This is a genomic window from Halorubrum xinjiangense (assembly GCF_900102375.1).
Taxonomy (GTDB): domain Archaea; phylum Halobacteriota; class Halobacteria; order Halobacteriales; family Haloferacaceae; genus Halorubrum; species Halorubrum xinjiangense.
In genome coordinates this window covers 217,416-233,161 of the sequence record NZ_FNBO01000001.1, presented here as the reverse complement: position 1 = coordinate 233,161, position 15,746 = coordinate 217,416, and the positions used below count along the sequence as shown (strand labels likewise).

The window sequence follows — 15,746 nt, the reverse complement described above, 5'->3', positions numbered from 1 at the left end:
GGCTATGACGACACCGATCATCACTCGTTGCGGTGGCGCGTGCCTCCGAGTGGCCGCCGAAGGCGGCCGCGAGGAGCACGCGCGAGGGACGCCGTGAGCGACGGGCGACCGAAGAGAGCCCGGAGCGAACGGCGAGGCTGGGGAGGCGTGAGGTGCTGTGCTGTGCTGTGCGGTACTGGGCGGGGCGGGACTCAAAGGGGCAGCCGCGAGGACGAAGCCCGGCGCAGTAAGCACCGCAGGGAGCGAGTGGAACGAGCGACTGAGGAGCGCAGCAAGCCGCGCGAGTCGTCGCGGCTGGGGCTTTGGAGGCGTTCGCCGCCGAGCTACCATCAGTCATTTATAACCGAGCGGCTGGGGCTTTGGAGGCGTTCGCCGCCGAGCTACCATCAGTCATTTATAACCGAGCGGCTGGGGCTTTGGAGGCGTTCGCCGCCGAGCTACCATCAGTCATTTATAACCGAGCGGCTGGGGCTTCGGAAACGTTCACCGCTGATTCGCCGCCGGAGATTCCCTCGTACTTCTGTCCACCGAGAGCTTTTGATCCAGCGGACCGAGACACGAGTATGGTCGAGACCATCTCCGCCGACGAGTTCCGCGACAGGATCGACGCGCGGCGGCGCGGCGACCGCTCCTTCGCCGTGGTCGACACGCGGCCCGAGGAGAGCTTCGAAGGGTGGCGCGTGGCGGACGCGGTCCACTACTTCTACAAGCCGTTCCACGAGTTCGACGTCGACGACTTCGAGCGCGAGACGGGGCTCTCGCCAGCTGACAGCGTTATCACCCTCTGTGCGAAAGGGAAGGCCTCCGACGACTTTGCCGCCAAACTCGACGCGGCCGGGTACGACGACGTGACCGTCGTCGACGACGGCATGCGCGGCTGGTCGGCGGTGTACGACCGCACCGAAGTTCCCCTCCCTGACGCGCCTGACGCCGCCCAGCCGCTCGACGTGGTCCAGATCCAGCGCCGCGCGAAGGGCTGTCTGGGCTACCTCGTGGTCGGCGGGCGCGAGCCGGGCGCGGCGGACAACGCGGATCACGCTCCTGCTACGTCCGACGGCTCCGACCGCGTCGCCGTCGCTGATTCCGACGGCTCCGACCGCGTCGCCGTCGCTATCGACGTCTCCAGACACGGCGACGAGTGGATCGAGGCGGCCGCCGAGCGAGACGCGTCGATCGCGGCCGTCCTCGACACGCACGTCCACGCAGACCACCTCTCGGGCGGGCGAGCCCTCGCGGACGATCTTGACGTCCCGTACTACCTGCCAGCCGCGGCCGCCGGGCGCGACGTGGCGCACGCCTTCGAGCCGGTTGGGCGCAACGAGACGGTCGACGTCGGCGGCGTCGACGTGAAGGCGCTCGCGACGCCCGGCCACACAGACGACGGCGCGAGCTACCTCGTCGGCGGCGCCACGGTCCTCACGGGCGACACGCTGTTCACCGACAGCGTCGGACGGACGGAGCTCCAGTTCTCGGCGGGCGAGGGCGAAAAAAACAAGTCAGAGTCCGACGCCGCGGGCGCGGCCCGCCGGCTGTACAACTCGCTCCACGGAACCCTACTCGCGCAGCCGGACGCCGTCGTCGTCTGTCCCGGCCACTTCGCGGTCGCGAACGACGGGACGACCGGCGACGTCGAGCCCGGCGAGCCCGTCTTCACGACGGTCGGCAGCGCCCGCCGGCAGATCGAGATACTCGGCCTCGACGCGGAGGGTTTCGTCGAGCGGATCACCCGGACGCTGCCGGAGAAGCCGCCGAACTACGAGTCGGTGATCGCGGCCAACCGCGGCGTCGAGTCGCCGGCGGACGAGACGGCCGCCATCGAACTCGAACTCGGGCCGAACCGCTGCGCGGCCGAGCCGGACGCCGGCTCCGCGGCCGACGACGACTGAGGGTCCGACACCGCCTCCGCGGCGCGGTTCAGTCGTCGTGGATGAAGACCAGCCGCTTCGACTCAGTGTTGACCAGACAGAGGTCGATGCCGTCGCGGGTCGCGCCGATCTGCTGCCAGCCGTGGTCGCTGACGAACAGCGTCTGGAAGACCCCGCGGTCGCAGTCGGGGTTCGGACAGCCGACGCCCGCCGCGTTCTTATACACCGTCGTTCCCCCGCCCGAACTCTGTCGCACCAGCCCGTCGGTCAGCGACCGGAACTCCTCTGCGGACATCGCACTCTCCGCGTCGTCGTCTCCCATGTGATCGCGTTCACGGGCGATCGTATAAAAACCGACTGTCCGTGACAAATAGTAGCACGGGGGCGCGGCCGGCCGGTCTCCGCGGTCGTTCCGCGTTCCGCTTCACGCGCTCTGTGCTCACTCCGCGTTCCGCTTCACGCACTCTGTGCTCACTCCGCGTTCCGCTTCACGCGCTCTGCGTGGGCGTCCGCGAGCCGGGTCGGCTCAGGGAGCTTGTACCCCGCACACAGCGCTTCGACGAGGTCGACCGCGCGCTCCGCGGACACGCGGTGGCCGGGACTGACGTACAGGGGGTTCACCCGTCTGCTGTTCGGGTACTGGCGCGACTGGAACGCGTGGCCGATGGCGGTCCCCGGCTCGGCGGTCGTCACCGCGTCGTCGGCGCGGACCGGCGTCCGCCAGCCCTCGGGGCGTTCGGCCGTCGACTCGTCGGGCTCGCCACAGAGGAGACTCTTCGCGACGCCGACGCTCGGGACGTCGCGGAGGACGCCGACGTGGGTCGCGAGCCCGGCCTCCCGGAAGTGGATCCGGCCGGAGCCGTCACAGACCAGCAGGTCGGGCTCGGTGTCGAGCGTGTCGAGCGCGGCCAGGATCGGCTCCCCCTCTCGGAACGCGAGCAGGCCCGGAATGTACGGGATCGACAGCGGCGTCGTCGCGCTCGCGTACTCGACCACGCTTCCGCCGCGGAGCGCGACCGCCGCGGAGACGGCGGCGTCGGGACGGTCCTCGCCGCGGTCGGTGAGGAACGCCTGGTCGACGCCGACGACGGTGGGCGCGTCAGCGTCGGCCGCCGTGCCCGTCGACGCTCCGGCCGCGCCGGTTCCCAGCTGCTCCTGCGCGTCGTCGCGCGCCGGCGGGAGGCCGTCCGCGAGCGAGGCCGCCTCCTCGACCGCGACGGCGGCCGGGTCGAGCGCGTGCTCGTCGTCGAACGTCGCGGCCGCGGCGATCTCGCGCTGGAGGGCCTCCATCTCGTCGCGCGACAGCGACGGGTCCGGGCGGAGGTCGGGCCGCGCGAGGTCCATCAGAACCGCCCGCCGGGACCGCCGGGGCCGCCCGGTCCCCGCGGACCGCGCGCGCCGCCCATCGAGACGCCGCCCATGCCGCCCGCGGAGCGCGCGAGGCCCTCGTTGCGCTTGCCGAACGCGAGGCCGATGGCGAAGCCGATCAGGTGCGCGAGGTGCGCGATACCGCCGACGCCGCCGGTGCCGCTCTGGATCACCAACACCGCCGAGACGAGCGCGATCCCCCACGTGAGGTACTTGATCTTCATCGGAATCACGAAGAAGAGGAGGACCTGCATGTTCGGCCGCCAGACGGTGAGGACGCCTAAGATCGCGAAGCCGGCGCCGCTGGCGCCGAGGACGCCCGTCGGCGGGGCGTTCGTCGCGATCGCGAAGAGGACGTGGCCGAGGCCGGCGAGCATCCCCGAGAGGAAGAAGAACCCGACGAACCGCTTCGAGCCCACCGCGCGCTCGACCAGGGGGCCGAAGAACAGGATGACGATGCTGTTACCGATGATGTGGAAGAGCCCGACCCGCGAGTGCGACAGCACCGAGGTGATCCACGTCCAGACGTTGGCGACCGCCTCCGAGCGCAGCACGAATATCTGGCTGTGCGCCGCCTCGCCTAGCGTCAGCGTCACCGCCCACTGGAGGAGAAACGTGACCCACATCGCCAACAGCAGGGCGTACGTCGCGTTGTTACGGAAGTACCCCACGACGCCTCCGGTGCCCGTCTCGCGGTCGATCCGCCGCTTGACACGATCGACGACCCCCGCGGAGGCGCCGCCGGAGCGGCCGCCGCCGGTGCGGCCGCCGCCCGACTCGCCCTCGACGCTCTCGTCGAAGCCGCTGTCGAAGACGCCGCCGGGGTCGTCCCACTCAGCGAGGCCCGGGCAGTCGTGGTTCTCGGGCAGTCGGTGCTCGGCACAGAACGTCTGGCCGCACCGTTTACACTGGTACGGGAGGTTCTCGTACTCCCCGCACACGTCGCACGTCGCCATTGCCGGCACTTACGGGGGCGGTCGTAAAGCGGTTTGGCTCTATACGTGGTTTCCTGTGAGGCGGTCGGTGGTCTCGGTGATTGTTTATAAATAGTGTTTGGTGGTATCGCGGCGAACACCGCCAAAGCCCCAGCCGCTCGCTTATAACTGAGTGCTGACAGATCGGCGAAGATCACTTCCAAAGCCCCAGCCGCGACGATTCGCGCGCCTCGTTGCGCGCTTCAGTCGCTCGCGTTGCTCGCTCCTTCCAGTGCTTACGTCGGCGTGCTTCGTCCTCGCGGCTGCCCCTTTGAGTCCCACCCGACCGCGACCGCACCGCGCCTCACGCCTCCCCAGCCTCGTCGGGCGCGTCTTCGGGCTCCCTATGGTCGCCCTCGTCGCGCCCGACTCCCTCGCGCGTGCTGACTCGCGGCCGCCGAGGGCGGCCGCTCGCAGGCACGCGCCACCGCACCGCATTCACTTATAAATAGCCGCCGCAACCGTGGCCGACCACTTATAAACAATCACTCGCGGGTTCCGTCCTCTCTCAGCCCGTCGACGAGCTCCCTGAGCGTTGCGAGCGGGTACTGGCCGGGCGCAGTCGCGTCCGCGGGGTCGACCGGCGCGTAGCCGATCTTCGAGCCGTACACTGGCGTGACCGCGCGGGTGTGCCGCCCCGGCTCGCCCATGCACATCGTCGCGACACGGTGGCCGGCCGCCGTCGCCTCGTGGGTCGCCTCGATCATCGCGAGCGCGTCGGCCGGCGCGGTCGCGGTCGTCGCCAGCTTCCCCACGTCGCCCTCGCTCGCGGCGTCGGCGAGCAGGTCGACGAGCGTCGCGGGCTCGGGCGTCGACTCGAAGTCGTGGACGGAGGCGACAACCTCGACGTTCTCCTCGCGGGCCGCGTCGCGCAGCGCCGTCGCGTGCGACTCCTCGACCGGGTCCGGGTGCGTCCCGCGCAGCGCGGCGAGCTCGACGTCGACCGCGGCCACCGCGTCGTGCCCGATCGCGTCCGAGAGCGCGTCGTACCGCCCGAGCCCGTCCGCCTCGCCGCCCTCCCACGACGCTCGGTTCGTGACGAGCAGCGGGAGGTCGCCGTCGTAGCCCGCCAGCCGGTCGAGCGGATCGCTCGCGAGGTCCATCCGGAACTCCACCGCGTCGGCGTGGCCGCGAGCCGCCGGCTCCTCGGAGAGGTCGGCCGTGCTCGCGGCGAGAACGAACTCCTCGAACATACGCGGCGGTTCCCGCGCCGGGGTCTTAGCTGGTCGGGTTAGTGCGGGCCGCGGGGGCGAAACGAGTCTGCGAAAACGCGCGTCCGTTCAGGCGACGAGGCCGTCCTCGGCCTCTAACAGCTCGTGGTACCGGTTCCGGATGGTGACCTCGGAGATGTCGGCGACCTCCGAGACCGCGGCCTGCGTCGTCTTCTCGTTCGTGAGCAGGGCGGCGGCGTAGACGGCGGCCGCGGCGAGGCCCACGGGCGATTTGCCCGAGTGGACGCCCTTCTCTTTGGCGTTGCGCAGGAGGCTCTTCGCGCGCATCTCGGACTCCTCGGAGAGCTCCAGGTCGGAGGCGAACCGGGGGACGTACTGCTCGGGGTCGGCCGGCTTCACTTCCAGCTTGAGCTCGCGAACGACGTAGCGGTACGTCCGCGCGATCTCGGCCTTCTCGACGCGCGATACGTCGGCGATCTCGTCGAGGCTGCGCGGGACGCCGGCCATCCGCGCGGCGGCGTACACGCAGGAGGTGGAGACGCCCTCGATGGAGCGGCCGGGGAGCAGGTCCTCGTCGAGCGCGCGGCGGTAGATGACGGAGGCGGTCTCGCGGACGTTGTCCGGGAGCCCCTGTGCGCTGGCCATGCGGTCGATCTCGCCGAGCGCCTGCTTGAGGTTGCGCTCCTTGGAGTCGCGGGTGCGGAACCGCTCGTTCCACTTGCGGAGCCGCTGCATCTTCTGGCGCTGGCGCGCGCCGAGCGACCGGCCGTACGCGTCCTTGTCGCGCCAGTCGATGTTCGTCGAGAGCCCCTTGTCGTGCATCGTGTTCGTGGTCGGGGCGCCGACGCGGCTCTTCTCGTCTTTCTCGCGGGAGTCGAACGCGCGCCACTCCGGCCCGCGGTCGACCGAGTCGGCCTCGACGACGAGCCCGCAGTCGCTGCAGACCGTCTCGCCGTGTTCCTCGTCGTTGACGACGTGCCCGCCGCACTCCGGACAGCTCAGCGTTTCGTCAGTGCTCTCCGACTCTTCCTCCTTCGTCTCTGTTCGGGAGCGACTCCCCCGTGTGTGTAGTCGTTCACTCATAGCTCGGTTGCCCCGGGAAACTGAAACCGCCCGAAGCGATCTTACTCTACCGTCGGCGGAACACAACTTAAAACGACCGGAACGTGTCGCTCGAATCTCGACGAAAGGACACGATCTATCACGTGTTTTCGCCGGTCTCCCGCTCTGCGGCGTCGGGCTTCCGATCGGCGGCGACAGACTTCCCACTGGCGATGCCGGGCTTCCGATCGGTGGCTGCGGGTTCGGGTCCGGCCTCGTTCAGCTCGGGCTCCCCCTCCCGTGGCCAGGACCGAAACTGTTGACACGCTCGCGGCCGGAACGAACGCCATGACCGCGCCCCGTGTCGTCTCGCTCGCCCCGAGCGCGACAGCGACGGTCGCCGCGCTCGGCGCGGCCGACCGCCTCGTCGGCGTCACCGCCCACTGCGACCTCCCGGCCGACGCCGACGCGGGGTCGGCGCACGGACCCGACTCCCCGACCGTCGTCGGCGGCTGGCTGAACCCCGACCTCGACCGCGTCGCCGCCCTTGATCCCGACGTCGTCCTCACGAGCGACGGGCTCCAGGCCGACCTGGCCGAGGACTGCCGCGACCGCGGCCTGAACGTCGCGCACCGCGAGCCGGCGACCCTTGACGACGCCGTCGACGGCTTCGCCGCCCGCGGGAGCGACGTCGGCCGGCCCGAGGCGGGCGAGCGACTCGCCGCGGACGCCCGCGACCGACTCGCTCGGATCGCCGACGCCGTCGCCGACCGGCCCCGCCCGACCGCCTACTGCGAGGAGTGGTCCGACCCGCCGATGGCGGCCGGCAACTGGGTCCCCGACGCGGTCCGCGCCGCGGGCGGCCGCTACCCGTTCGTCGAGCCGGGCGAGCGCTCCCGGGAGGTCGACCCCGCCGCGGTCGAGCGGGCCGACCCCGACCACGTCGTCGTCCACGTCTGCGGGCACGGCGACCGGGTCGACCCCGCGGCCGTCGCCGAGCGCGACTGGGTCGACGCCCCAGTCCACGTCCTCGACGACTCCCTCCTCAATCAGCCGAGCCCCGCGCTCCTCGACGGGGTCGAGCGGCTGGCGCGCTTGCTCCATCCAGAGGCGTTTTCGGCCGCGGGCGACGACTCGCGGGCATGACGACCCTACGAGTCGGCGTCGGCAGCGGCAACCCGGTGAAGCGGCGCGCGGTCGAACTGGCGCTCGGCGCGGCGGCGGCCGCCGACCTCCCCGGCGACCCGACCGGCGTCGCGGTCGAGTCCGTTCCGGTCGACTCCGGCGTCAGCGAACAGCCGACGGGCCACGCGGAGACCGTCGCCGGCGCCGAGAACCGAGCGACTGCGGCCCTCGAAGCGGAATCGGCGACCGGACCGACGTACGACCTCGGCGTCGGCGTCGAGGGCGGCGTCGCGGAGTTCCACGGGACCGACGGCCGCTACCTGATCATGTGGGCGGCGGTGACGGACGGCGACCGCGTCGGGCGCGCGGCCGGTCCCAGCCTCGAACTCCCGGCGGACGTCGCCGCCCGCATCGACGACGGGGAAGAGCTGGGGCCGGTGATGGACGACCTCCTCGGCACCGATGGGGTCGCGAAGCGTGGCGGCGCCGCGGGCGCGCTCACGGACGGCCGCGTCGACCGAGCCGAGGCGCTTGCGGCCGCGGTGAGCGGTGCGCTCGGTCCGTTCGTCTCCGACCTGTACTGACCCCCGTGCGGCGGCAGCGCCGCGTCGGTGCCGCCGTACCGCCGCACCGCTGCGATTCGAAGGCCGTACCCAAACCCGGCCGTGGGCCGGTTCTCACGGTCCCGATGACAGGCAAAACCGCCTGACTGCGGCGTGTTAACCCCGTCTACCAACCGCCTTATGCGGCGTGCCGACGTGGAACCGGTATGAGCACTGCCCACCCGGACGCGGTCGCGGCCGAGTCGACCGCCCTCACCCCGAAACAGGCGCGTATCCTGCGGTACCTCCGCGAGAACGCGGCCGACCGAACGTACTTCAAGTCGCGGCTGATCGCCGACGACCTCGGCCTCTCGGCGAAGGAGGTCGGCGCGAACATGGGGGCCGTCGCCGACGCCGCCACGGACGTCGACGTCGAGAAGTGGGGCTATTCGTCGGGGACGACGTGGATGGTCACGGCCTGACCGGCGATCGTCTCGACGGCCGCGCCTACGGGTCGTATGCGACCAGCGACGCCGCGTCGTCCGCGAACGCGACGGCCTCGGCGTCGAAGGAGTCGGCGTAGCGAACGACGAGCGTGAGCAGCCGCTCGGGCTCGGTCAGCGCGTAGCCGTCGGTCCGGTCGAGGAGGCCGGCGCGCTCTAGGTCGGCGGCCGCGGCGCTTATCGTCGGCCGCGAAACGCCGAGCGCGCTCGCGAGGTCAGCGCCGGTCGCGTCGGGGTCGCGCAGCAGCGCGAGGACCATCCCGCGGGGCGTCTCCCGGCGGAGGTAGCCGAGCGCCCGCTTGTCGGTCTCGTCGAACCGGCCGGCGGGGAAGAAGCGCCGGTAGTCGGCGTCCTTCACCGACTCGATCGCGCCCGCCTTCTCCAGCTTCCGGAGATGGTACTGCGCTTCGCCAGTGCCGAGCCGAAGGTCGTCGCGGAGCTTCGAGAAGTGCGCGCCGGGGGTCGTCGGCACGTAGCCGCGAATCGCCTCTCGCGTCTCGTTCTCGTCGTCGGCGTCGTCGGCGCTCGCGGTCCCGACGAACGGCGCGGCGGCTCCGACCGCGGCGAACCGCCGGAGCGTCTCACGCTTCTGGCCGTCGAACCCCTCTGTCACACCCGTACTAGTCTACGCCTCGACAAAAGCACTTCGCTCGCGGGGGTCAGCGGCGGAAAATCCCGTTCGCTGCGGCGCCTCGCGCCGATCTACTTCTCCGTCTCCGCTTCCGCGGCCGCCTCCTCGTCGTCCATCTCTTGAATGACCTCGTCCGCGGACCTGATGCTCGCGCCGGCGTCGCCCGACTTCACGGCCTCCGCCTCCTTCTCTAACTCCTCGACGTTCATCTCCGCGGACTCCTCGATCTGGCCGAGGATCTCGTCGATGTCGTCGAGCCCGAGCATCTTCCGGGTGTCGTCGTCGAACTCCTTCCCGTCGAGTCCCTCCATCTCCTGGACGTCGGAGCCGGAGAGGGCCTTGCCGTAGCGCCCCACCAGACTCGTGAGCTCCTGCGGGAGGACGAACGTGGTGGACTCGCCTTTGCCGATCTCTTCTAAGGTCTCCATGCCGCGCTCGATGATGGCGCGCTCGCCCATCGACTCCGCGGAGCGGGCGCGGAGGACGGTCGAAATCGCGTCCCCCTGCGCTTCGAGGATCTGCGACTGCTTTTCCCCCTGCGCGCGGATGATGTTCGACTGCTTGTCACCCTCCGCCTGCTCGACGGCGGAGCGGCGTTCACCCTGCGCTTCGAGGATCATCGCGCGGCGGCGGCGCTCGGCGGAGGTCTGCTGCTCCATCGCCTGCTGGACGTCCTTCGAGGGGTTGACCTCGCGGACCTCGACGCTCTCGACGCGGATCCCCCACTCGTCGGTGGGCTCGTCGAGCTCTTTTCGGATCTTCGCGTTGATCTCCTGGCGCTTGTTCAGCGTGTCGTCGAGCTCCATGTCGCCGAGGACGGCCCGGAGCGTGGTCTGCGCGAGGTTCGAGACGGCCTTCTTGTAGTCGTCGACCTCTAAGAACGCCTTCTTGGCGTCCATCACCTTGATGTAGACGACGGCGTCGGCGGTCACGGGGGAGTTGTCGCGGGTGATCGCCTCCTGGCGGGGGACGTCGAGCGTCTGGGTCCGCATGTCGAACGGGTACGTGCGGGAGACGAACGGCGGGATGAGGTTGATACCCGGTTCGAGCAGCTTCCGGTACTCGCCGAAGACGGTGAGCGTCTTCTTCTCGTAGGCGTCGACGATCTCGAACGACTGCCAGAGCGTGACGACCACGAGCAGGAGCGCGAGCAGGCCGACGCTCACGAGCCCGAAGCCGAGTCCGGACTGGAGGGTGATCGGATCCATGCCCCCTGTTTAGGGCATGGCACGCTTAATAGTTCGCACGCCGCCGGGTATCGGCCCGCAGTCCCCCGGTCGTCGAGTCGTGACAGCCACTCTCCCGCGCCGAGGCTTCCGGACGCCCTCACCCGTCCGCGTCGAACTCCGCGGCGGCGTTCTCCAGCGCCGCGCGGAGCTGTCGCTCGTTGAACCGACGGATCACGGGGGCGCCGACCCTCGTGAGCGCGTTCTCCGGGAGGTCGTACGTCGCGGCGTACGTCAGCTCCGTCCCGCCGTCGACGGGGTCGAGCCGGAGGTCGATGGTGCCGGTGAGTCGGCCGCGCAGCTCGAAGGCGTGGCGCTCGGGGGGCTCGTGGACCGTCTGGACGATCTCGCCGTCGATCCCGATCCCCGCCATCCGGTAGGTGTACGAGAGGCGCTTCCCGCCGTTCTCCAGCGGTTCGACGTCCCTGACGTCCGTGAGCCCCGGAGTGATCGCCGCGTGATTCGCCGGGTCGTCGAGGAACGCGAACACGGTCTCCGGGTCGGCCGCGACGACGATCGCGTCGCTCGCGGCGAACGGGTCCGCTTCCGGGGCGAACGGCCCGTCGCCGGGCTCCTCGTCGCTCACGCGTCGCCTCCCGAGCTCGCGGCGCACTCCCGGTTCATTCGTCCGACCGGGGGTCGACGTACGCCTCGACCAGCTTCCGCTCGGCCGCGCGGAGGTGCTGGTGGAACGTCTGTCGGGTGATCCCCATCTGCTCTGCGATCTCCGAGCCGTCGACCGGTCGCGGCCACTCGAAGTAGCCGTTCAGCTCCGCGGTCTTCAGGGCGGCGCGCTGCCGCTCGGTGAGCCGCTCGTCGACCGCGGCCGCGAACTCCGCGACGGTGCGGTCCCGGCTCTCGCGCTCGACGCGCGACCGGAGCTCGACGCCCGCGTACTCGTCGCGGAACACGTCGAGGATCGACCGGACGTCGTGCTCGGGCGGCGCCTCGATCGTCAGGGTCGCCCCCTCCGGCGTGGCGGTCGCCTCGGCGACGACGCCGCCGTGGTCGGCCAGCTGCGTGAGCGGCGGCGACTCGGTGACGGTGACGGCGAAGCTGGCGCCGTCGTTCGTCTCCGAGACGGTCCGCATCGACTCGACCAGCGGGAGGGCGGCGAGCTCGTCGAGGTCCGGGTCCTCGCCGTCGGCGCGGAAGTACAGCTCGCAGGCGTCGTCGTCGAGCCGCGTCGTCCCGAGGTGTTCCACCTCCCCGCCGACCGCGTCGGCGATCCGCGCGAGCGGGCCCGTCGAGTCTCGGATCTCGACTACGAGCTCCACGACGCGGTCGGTCGTGAGCATCTCCGTCGTCTCGATCGAGTGGAGCCCGTTCGCGATCATCTTCCCGACGGACTCACACACCCGTCGCTCGCGGCGGTCGAGCACGTCCGCGCCGCTGCCGTAGATCCCCAACAGGCCGTAGTGGCGATCGCCGTAGGTGAGCGGTACGACGAGCAGCCGCCGCCCGCCCGCGGACTTCGGTTCGAGCGGGCCGTCGGACGCGTCCTCTATCGACCCGGTCCGGAGCTCCTCGCTCTCGATGGCCTCCTGTACCTCTCTCGGCGTCTCGTCGACGTCGAACGTCGCGCCCGGCTCGACCGCCACGCCGTTCGCGGCGCGGATCTCGAGCCGCCCGGTCGCCGACGACACCTCGCCGATCCAGCCGCCGGCGTACCCCGGCTCGCCGGCGACGACCTCGCACACGCGCTCCGCGATGACGCCTGTGTCTCGGTTCTCGACGAGGATGCGACTGATGTCGCTGAACAATCCGTTCACCCGGCCGAGAACCCTGTCGAGCGAGCGGCGCTCCGTCGCGAGCTTCTCGGCGCGCTCCTCGGCGAGCCGCTCCGCCTCCTTCCGGTCGCTGATGTCGTTTTGGAACCCGACGTAGTGCGCCAGATCGCCGTCCTCGTCGTATATCGGCGCCACCGTCAGCTCGTTCCAGAACGGGGTCCCGTCGCGCCGGTAGTTTCGGATCTCGACGGTCGCCTCCTTCTCGTTCGCGATCGCCTCCCCGATCTCGTCGATGGTCTCCGGGTCCGTCCCCGGCCCCTGAAGGAACCGCGGATTGCGACCGAGCGCCTCCTCGACCGGGTAGCCGGTGTGCTCCTCCCAGGCGTCGTTGACGTACACGAGGGGGTAGTCCGGGAGGTCGGGGTCGCTGATGCTGATCCCGATCGGCGCGTCCTCGACCGCGCGCGTCACCTCCGACGCGGTCGGCTCGTGGTCGGAGACGTCCTGCCGCGGCTCCGAGGTCGGGACCCCCGAACAGACCGTCGAGACGTCGGCGACGAGCCGGTCGATCGACGCCGAGCCGTTCTTCTGGAGGAACCTGTCGACGCCGCTCTCGAAGGCGGCCTCCGGCACGCCCTCCTCGTCCGTCGCCGTGAACATCACGACGGGCACGCCGGCGTCGGACTCCTCTATCGCGGTCGCGAGGGCCACCCCGTCGTCGCCGGCCAGCGCGTACTCGCTGACGACGCAGTCGTACTCGCCGGTCGTCGCCTTCGCGACCGCGGACGCCGCGGTGTCCGTGCGGGTCACGTCGAACCCCGCGGCGTCGAGCGCCGTCACGATCCGATCGCTCCCCTCCTCCGGGTGGACGAGGAGCGCTCGAGCGTTCGCCATACACGGTAGTTTACATCCTACGGATTAATGGTTACCTGTTTTCTCCCGGTCTGATTTATCTCTGATCGATCGGTTATTATGGATAAAACAAACGTACAGTCGTCTTCTGAACAACTTATGAGATTTTTAGATCAATAAACGGCGAAATAACCTGACTTCGATCGGTCGGCAAGCAGGATCGCCGAGGCGCGACTGTCCAGTTAGGCCGTGGCTACTTTGTGGTCGGTGGGCGTGAGTTCGACGTATGGTGTGGACCGTCGCCACCGACGAGTCGTCCTCCGAGCGAGCCCCCGGACCATGAGCGTGCGCGTCCCCGTCAGAGAGCCGCCCACGTCGGTTCCGGGGGACCGCGTCGGGCTCTCCGAAGCCGTCCTCGCCGACCTCGAGATCGGCCTCGGCGACTCGGTGGTCGTCGAGGGCGCACACCGCGTCGCCGCCCCGGTCGTCGCGGTCGACGCCGGGTCGCGGGCCGTCTTCCTGCCCGAGCGACTCCGCCGGACCGCCGGGCTCGACCCGGGCGACGCCGCAACTGTGTCGCCGTCGACGCTCCCGGTCGCGTCGTCGGTCACGCTGCGGCTCCGCCAGTCGGTCGACTTGGAGCGAAGCGAGGACGCCATCCGCGGCCGGCTCGCCCGGCGGGTCGTCGCCGTCGGCGACGAGGTCGAAGTCACGCGCCTCGGCGGCGCGCTCACGCTCCGGTTCGACGTGCGGGACGTAGCCCCCTCGTCGCCGGCCGTCGTCGACGACGAGACCGAGATCACTGTCGCCGACAGCGCCGACCCGGGCGTCGTCGCGGAGCGCCCCGGCGGCACCGACGCGGGGGACGCGTTCGTCTCGACGGCGACGTTCGAGCGCCTCCGCGACGCGGTCGCGACCCGGTTCGACGCCGCGGAGACGTTCGCGTCCGCGGGCCGCCCGACGCTCGGCCTCCTCCTCCACGGGCCGCGGGGATCGGGCAAGACGGCGCTGGTCGAGGCCGTCGCGGCCGCGACCGACGCGACGCTCGTCCGCGTCTCCGCGGCCAGACTTCGGGGCCACCCGACGAGCGACCAGACGGACCGGCTCGACCGCGTCGTCGAAGCCGTCCCGGCGGGAGAGCCGACCGTGGTCCTCCTCGACGACCTCGAAGCGCTCGGGGCCGACGACGGCGGGGGATCCGCGCTGGCCGACCGCCTCCGGTCGACTATCGACGACCTCCGCGCCGGGGATCAGACCGTCGTGATCGGCGTCACCACCGACCCGAGCGGCGTTCCCTCGGCGCTGCGCCGGGGCGGCCGGTTCGACCGCGAACTGGCGGTCGAGCCGCTGACGATCGCGGAGCGCGCGGACGCGCTCGAGGCGCTCTCCGAGGGCGCGCCGCTGGCGATGGATGTGGACTTCGGGGCGGTCGCCGGGCGGCTCAACGGCTACGTGTTCGCCGACTTGGCCGTCCTCGTCGACGCCGCCCTAGAGCGCGCGGTCCGCCGGGACGGCCGCACGGCGATCCGGATGGCGGACTTCGACGACGCGCTCGACGACGTCGACCCCACCGGGCTCCGCGAGGTCACCGTCGAGTTCCCCGCGGTCGGCTGGGACGAGGTCGGCGGGCTCGACGCGGCCAAACGGGAGCTGGTGCGCGCGGTGTACTGGCCCCTGGAGTACGCCGACCGCTTCGCGGAGCTGGGCATCGACCCCCCGTCAGGCGTGCTGCTGTACGGGCCGCCGGGGACCGGGAAAACGCTGCTCGCGCGCGCCGCGGCGAGCCTCAGCGACGCGAACTTCATCCCGGTGAACGGGCCGGAGCTGCTCGACAAGTACGTCGGCGAGTCGGAGAAGGCGGTCCGCGACCTGTTCGCTACGGCGCGCGAGAACGCGCCGGCGGTGGTCTTCTTCGACGAGGTCGACGCCATCTCGCCGAAGCGCAGCGGCGACGACACGGGCGCCGGCGAGCGCGTCGTGTCGCAGCTGCTGACCGAGCTCGACGGGTTAGAGCCGCTCACCGACGTGGCCGTCATCGCGGCCACGAACCGCCCGGAGAGCATCGATGAGGCGCTGCTCCGCCCGGGACGGATCGAGAAGGCGGTCGAGACGCCCCTTCCGGACCGCGAGGCGCGCCGCGAGATCGTCGCGATCCACGCCCGGGAGATGCCGACCGCGCCGGACGTCGACCTCGACGCCCTCGCCGACCGCACCGCCGGGTACAGCGGCGGCGACATCGCCGCGTTGGTCCGAGAGGCCGGACTCCTGTCGATCGAAGATGCCATCGTGGACGATGGGCCGCCCGCCGAGGCGGTCGTCGGCCGCGACCACTTCGAGCGCGCACTGGTCGCGACGTCGCCCTCGACCCGCGGCGGGCGCGGCGACGCCGAGCGGCCGGGCAGCGATCCGCCGGCGGAGTGAGCGGCCGCCGTCTCGCTTTTCAGCGACTGGCCGCCGCCGTTAGTTCGGCTCCTCGTGAAGGTTGAGGACGAAGTAGACGACGCCGCCCATCGCGAGCAGCTCCAGCGCCGCCATCGTCCAGAACCGCACGTTGAGTCCGCCTCCCGGCTCCTGTAGCGTCGGGATCAGGAAGATTCCGACGAGCGCAGTCACGACGCAGACGGCCAGGCCGACGACGGACCGCGTACGCAGCACTGGCGGCTGTTCGGTGGTAGTGTCGGTCATGTCGAAAAATGAACGCTGGAAACGCTTGAACC

General features: G+C 70.8%; 15 protein-coding genes. 5 read left to right on the top strand and 10 right to left on the bottom strand.

Annotation, left to right across the window (positions count from 1 at the left end):
- Positions 1 to 563: 563 nt before the first annotated feature.
- Positions 564 to 1,886, top strand: a complete 1,323-nt coding sequence (locus F3H13_RS01095) for an MBL fold metallo-hydrolase (RefSeq protein ID WP_149797228.1) — start codon at positions 564 to 566, stop codon at positions 1,884 to 1,886.
- A gap of 28 nt (positions 1,887 to 1,914) precedes the next feature.
- Here F3H13_RS01095 and F3H13_RS01090 read toward each other — a convergent pair whose 3' ends face one another.
- The 5 genes from F3H13_RS01090 to F3H13_RS01070 all read right to left on the bottom strand — a co-directional run bounded on the left by F3H13_RS01090 (position 1,915) and on the right by F3H13_RS01070 (position 6,462).
- Entirely contained in the window at positions 1,915 to 2,187 is a 273-nt protein-coding gene (locus F3H13_RS01090) for a DUF7385 family protein (protein ID WP_149797227.1), read from the bottom strand.
- A 149-nt stretch (positions 2,188 to 2,336) separates the two neighbouring features.
- Positions 2,337 to 3,209: an endonuclease V gene (locus F3H13_RS01085; RefSeq protein WP_149797226.1), complete on the bottom strand. Its 873-nt coding sequence runs from the start codon at positions 3,207 to 3,209 to the stop codon at positions 2,337 to 2,339.
- Positions 3,209 to 4,189: a rhomboid family intramembrane serine protease gene (locus tag F3H13_RS01080; RefSeq protein WP_149797225.1), complete on the bottom strand. Its 981-nt coding sequence runs from the start codon at positions 4,187 to 4,189 to the stop codon at positions 3,209 to 3,211. Before F3H13_RS01080 ends, F3H13_RS01085 begins: the two co-directional genes overlap by 1 nt.
- A gap of 503 nt (positions 4,190 to 4,692) precedes the next feature.
- The gene (locus tag F3H13_RS01075) at positions 4,693 to 5,400 is read right to left on the bottom strand and encodes a type I 3-dehydroquinate dehydratase (protein WP_149797224.1); all 708 of its coding nucleotides are present in this window, start codon (positions 5,398 to 5,400) and stop codon (positions 4,693 to 4,695) included.
- Positions 5,401 to 5,487: 87 nt separating this feature from the next.
- Entirely contained in the window at positions 5,488 to 6,462 is a 975-nt protein-coding gene (locus F3H13_RS01070; protein WP_149797223.1) for a transcription initiation factor IIB, read from the bottom strand.
- Between the two features lie 306 nt (positions 6,463 to 6,768).
- Between F3H13_RS01070 and F3H13_RS01065 the strand changes: the two genes are divergently transcribed.
- The 3 genes from F3H13_RS01065 to F3H13_RS01055 all read left to right on the top strand — a co-directional run bounded on the left by F3H13_RS01065 (position 6,769) and on the right by F3H13_RS01055 (position 8,569).
- Entirely contained in the window at positions 6,769 to 7,566 is a 798-nt protein-coding gene (locus tag F3H13_RS01065) for a cobalamin-binding protein (RefSeq protein WP_149797222.1), read from the top strand.
- Complete coding sequence (locus F3H13_RS01060) at positions 7,563 to 8,129, top strand: DUF84 family protein (RefSeq protein WP_149797221.1); 567 nt, start codon at positions 7,563 to 7,565, stop codon at positions 8,127 to 8,129. Before F3H13_RS01065 ends, F3H13_RS01060 begins: the two co-directional genes overlap by 4 nt.
- A gap of 185 nt (positions 8,130 to 8,314) precedes the next feature.
- Positions 8,315 to 8,569 carry a DUF7123 family protein gene (locus F3H13_RS01055; RefSeq protein ID WP_149797220.1) on the top strand — a complete coding sequence of 85 codons (255 nt, stop codon included), beginning with the start codon at positions 8,315 to 8,317 and terminating at the stop codon, positions 8,567 to 8,569.
- Positions 8,570 to 8,594: 25 nt separating this feature from the next.
- Here the strand turns inward: F3H13_RS01055 and F3H13_RS01050 are convergent, their stop codons facing one another.
- The 4 genes from F3H13_RS01050 to F3H13_RS01035 form a co-directional block, all read right to left on the bottom strand.
- Positions 8,595 to 9,203, bottom strand: a complete 609-nt coding sequence (locus F3H13_RS01050) for a winged helix-turn-helix transcriptional regulator (protein ID WP_149797219.1) — start codon at positions 9,201 to 9,203, stop codon at positions 8,595 to 8,597.
- An 89-nt stretch (positions 9,204 to 9,292) separates the two neighbouring features.
- The gene (locus tag F3H13_RS01045; RefSeq protein ID WP_149797218.1) at positions 9,293 to 10,429 is read right to left on the bottom strand and encodes an SPFH domain-containing protein; all 1,137 of its coding nucleotides are present in this window, start codon (positions 10,427 to 10,429) and stop codon (positions 9,293 to 9,295) included.
- A gap of 118 nt (positions 10,430 to 10,547) precedes the next feature.
- Positions 10,548 to 11,033, bottom strand: coding sequence for an SRPBCC family protein (locus F3H13_RS01040; RefSeq protein ID WP_149797217.1), 486 nt, complete (start codon positions 11,031 to 11,033; stop codon positions 10,548 to 10,550).
- Positions 11,034 to 11,067: 34 nt separating this feature from the next.
- Positions 11,068 to 13,071, bottom strand: coding sequence for a bacterio-opsin activator domain-containing protein (locus F3H13_RS01035; RefSeq protein ID WP_149797216.1), 2,004 nt, complete (start codon positions 13,069 to 13,071; stop codon positions 11,068 to 11,070).
- Positions 13,072 to 13,368: 297 nt separating this feature from the next.
- Between F3H13_RS01035 and F3H13_RS01030 the strand changes: the two genes are divergently transcribed.
- On the top strand, positions 13,369 to 15,450 hold the full coding sequence (locus tag F3H13_RS01030; protein ID WP_149797215.1) for an AAA family ATPase: 2,082 nt from the start codon (positions 13,369 to 13,371) through the stop codon (positions 15,448 to 15,450).
- Positions 15,451 to 15,489: 39 nt separating this feature from the next.
- On the opposite strand, the gene F3H13_RS01025 is transcribed toward F3H13_RS01030, so the two are convergent.
- Positions 15,490 to 15,714: a hypothetical protein gene (locus tag F3H13_RS01025; RefSeq protein ID WP_149797214.1), complete on the bottom strand. Its 225-nt coding sequence runs from the start codon at positions 15,712 to 15,714 to the stop codon at positions 15,490 to 15,492.
- Positions 15,715 to 15,746 lie beyond the last annotated feature (32 nt).

Bases quoted from the DNA above. Each gene is read 5' to 3' on its own strand.
- F3H13_RS01095 (WP_149797228.1), top strand. From the start codon at position 564: ATGGTCGAGACCATCTCCGCCGACGAGTTCCGCGACAGGATCGACGCG.
- F3H13_RS01090 (WP_149797227.1), bottom strand. From the start codon at position 2,187: ATGGGAGACGACGACGCGGAGAGTGCGATGTCCGCAGAGGAGTTCCGG.
- F3H13_RS01085 (WP_149797226.1), bottom strand. From the start codon at position 3,209: ATGGACCTCGCGCGGCCCGACCTCCGCCCGGACCCGTCGCTGTCGCGC.
- F3H13_RS01080 (WP_149797225.1), bottom strand. From the start codon at position 4,189: ATGGCGACGTGCGACGTGTGCGGGGAGTACGAGAACCTCCCGTACCAG.
- F3H13_RS01075 (WP_149797224.1), bottom strand. From the start codon at position 5,400: ATGTTCGAGGAGTTCGTTCTCGCCGCGAGCACGGCCGACCTCTCCGAG.
- F3H13_RS01070 (WP_149797223.1), bottom strand. From the start codon at position 6,462: ATGAGTGAACGACTACACACACGGGGGAGTCGCTCCCGAACAGAGACG.
- F3H13_RS01065 (WP_149797222.1), top strand. From the start codon at position 6,769: ATGACCGCGCCCCGTGTCGTCTCGCTCGCCCCGAGCGCGACAGCGACG.
- F3H13_RS01060 (WP_149797221.1), top strand. From the start codon at position 7,563: ATGACGACCCTACGAGTCGGCGTCGGCAGCGGCAACCCGGTGAAGCGG.
- F3H13_RS01055 (WP_149797220.1), top strand. From the start codon at position 8,315: ATGAGCACTGCCCACCCGGACGCGGTCGCGGCCGAGTCGACCGCCCTC.
- F3H13_RS01045 (WP_149797218.1), bottom strand. From the start codon at position 10,429: ATGGATCCGATCACCCTCCAGTCCGGACTCGGCTTCGGGCTCGTGAGC.
- F3H13_RS01035 (WP_149797216.1), bottom strand. From the start codon at position 13,071: ATGGCGAACGCTCGAGCGCTCCTCGTCCACCCGGAGGAGGGGAGCGAT.
- F3H13_RS01030 (WP_149797215.1), top strand. From the start codon at position 13,369: ATGAGCGTGCGCGTCCCCGTCAGAGAGCCGCCCACGTCGGTTCCGGGG.
- F3H13_RS01025 (WP_149797214.1), bottom strand. From the start codon at position 15,714: ATGACCGACACTACCACCGAACAGCCGCCAGTGCTGCGTACGCGGTCC.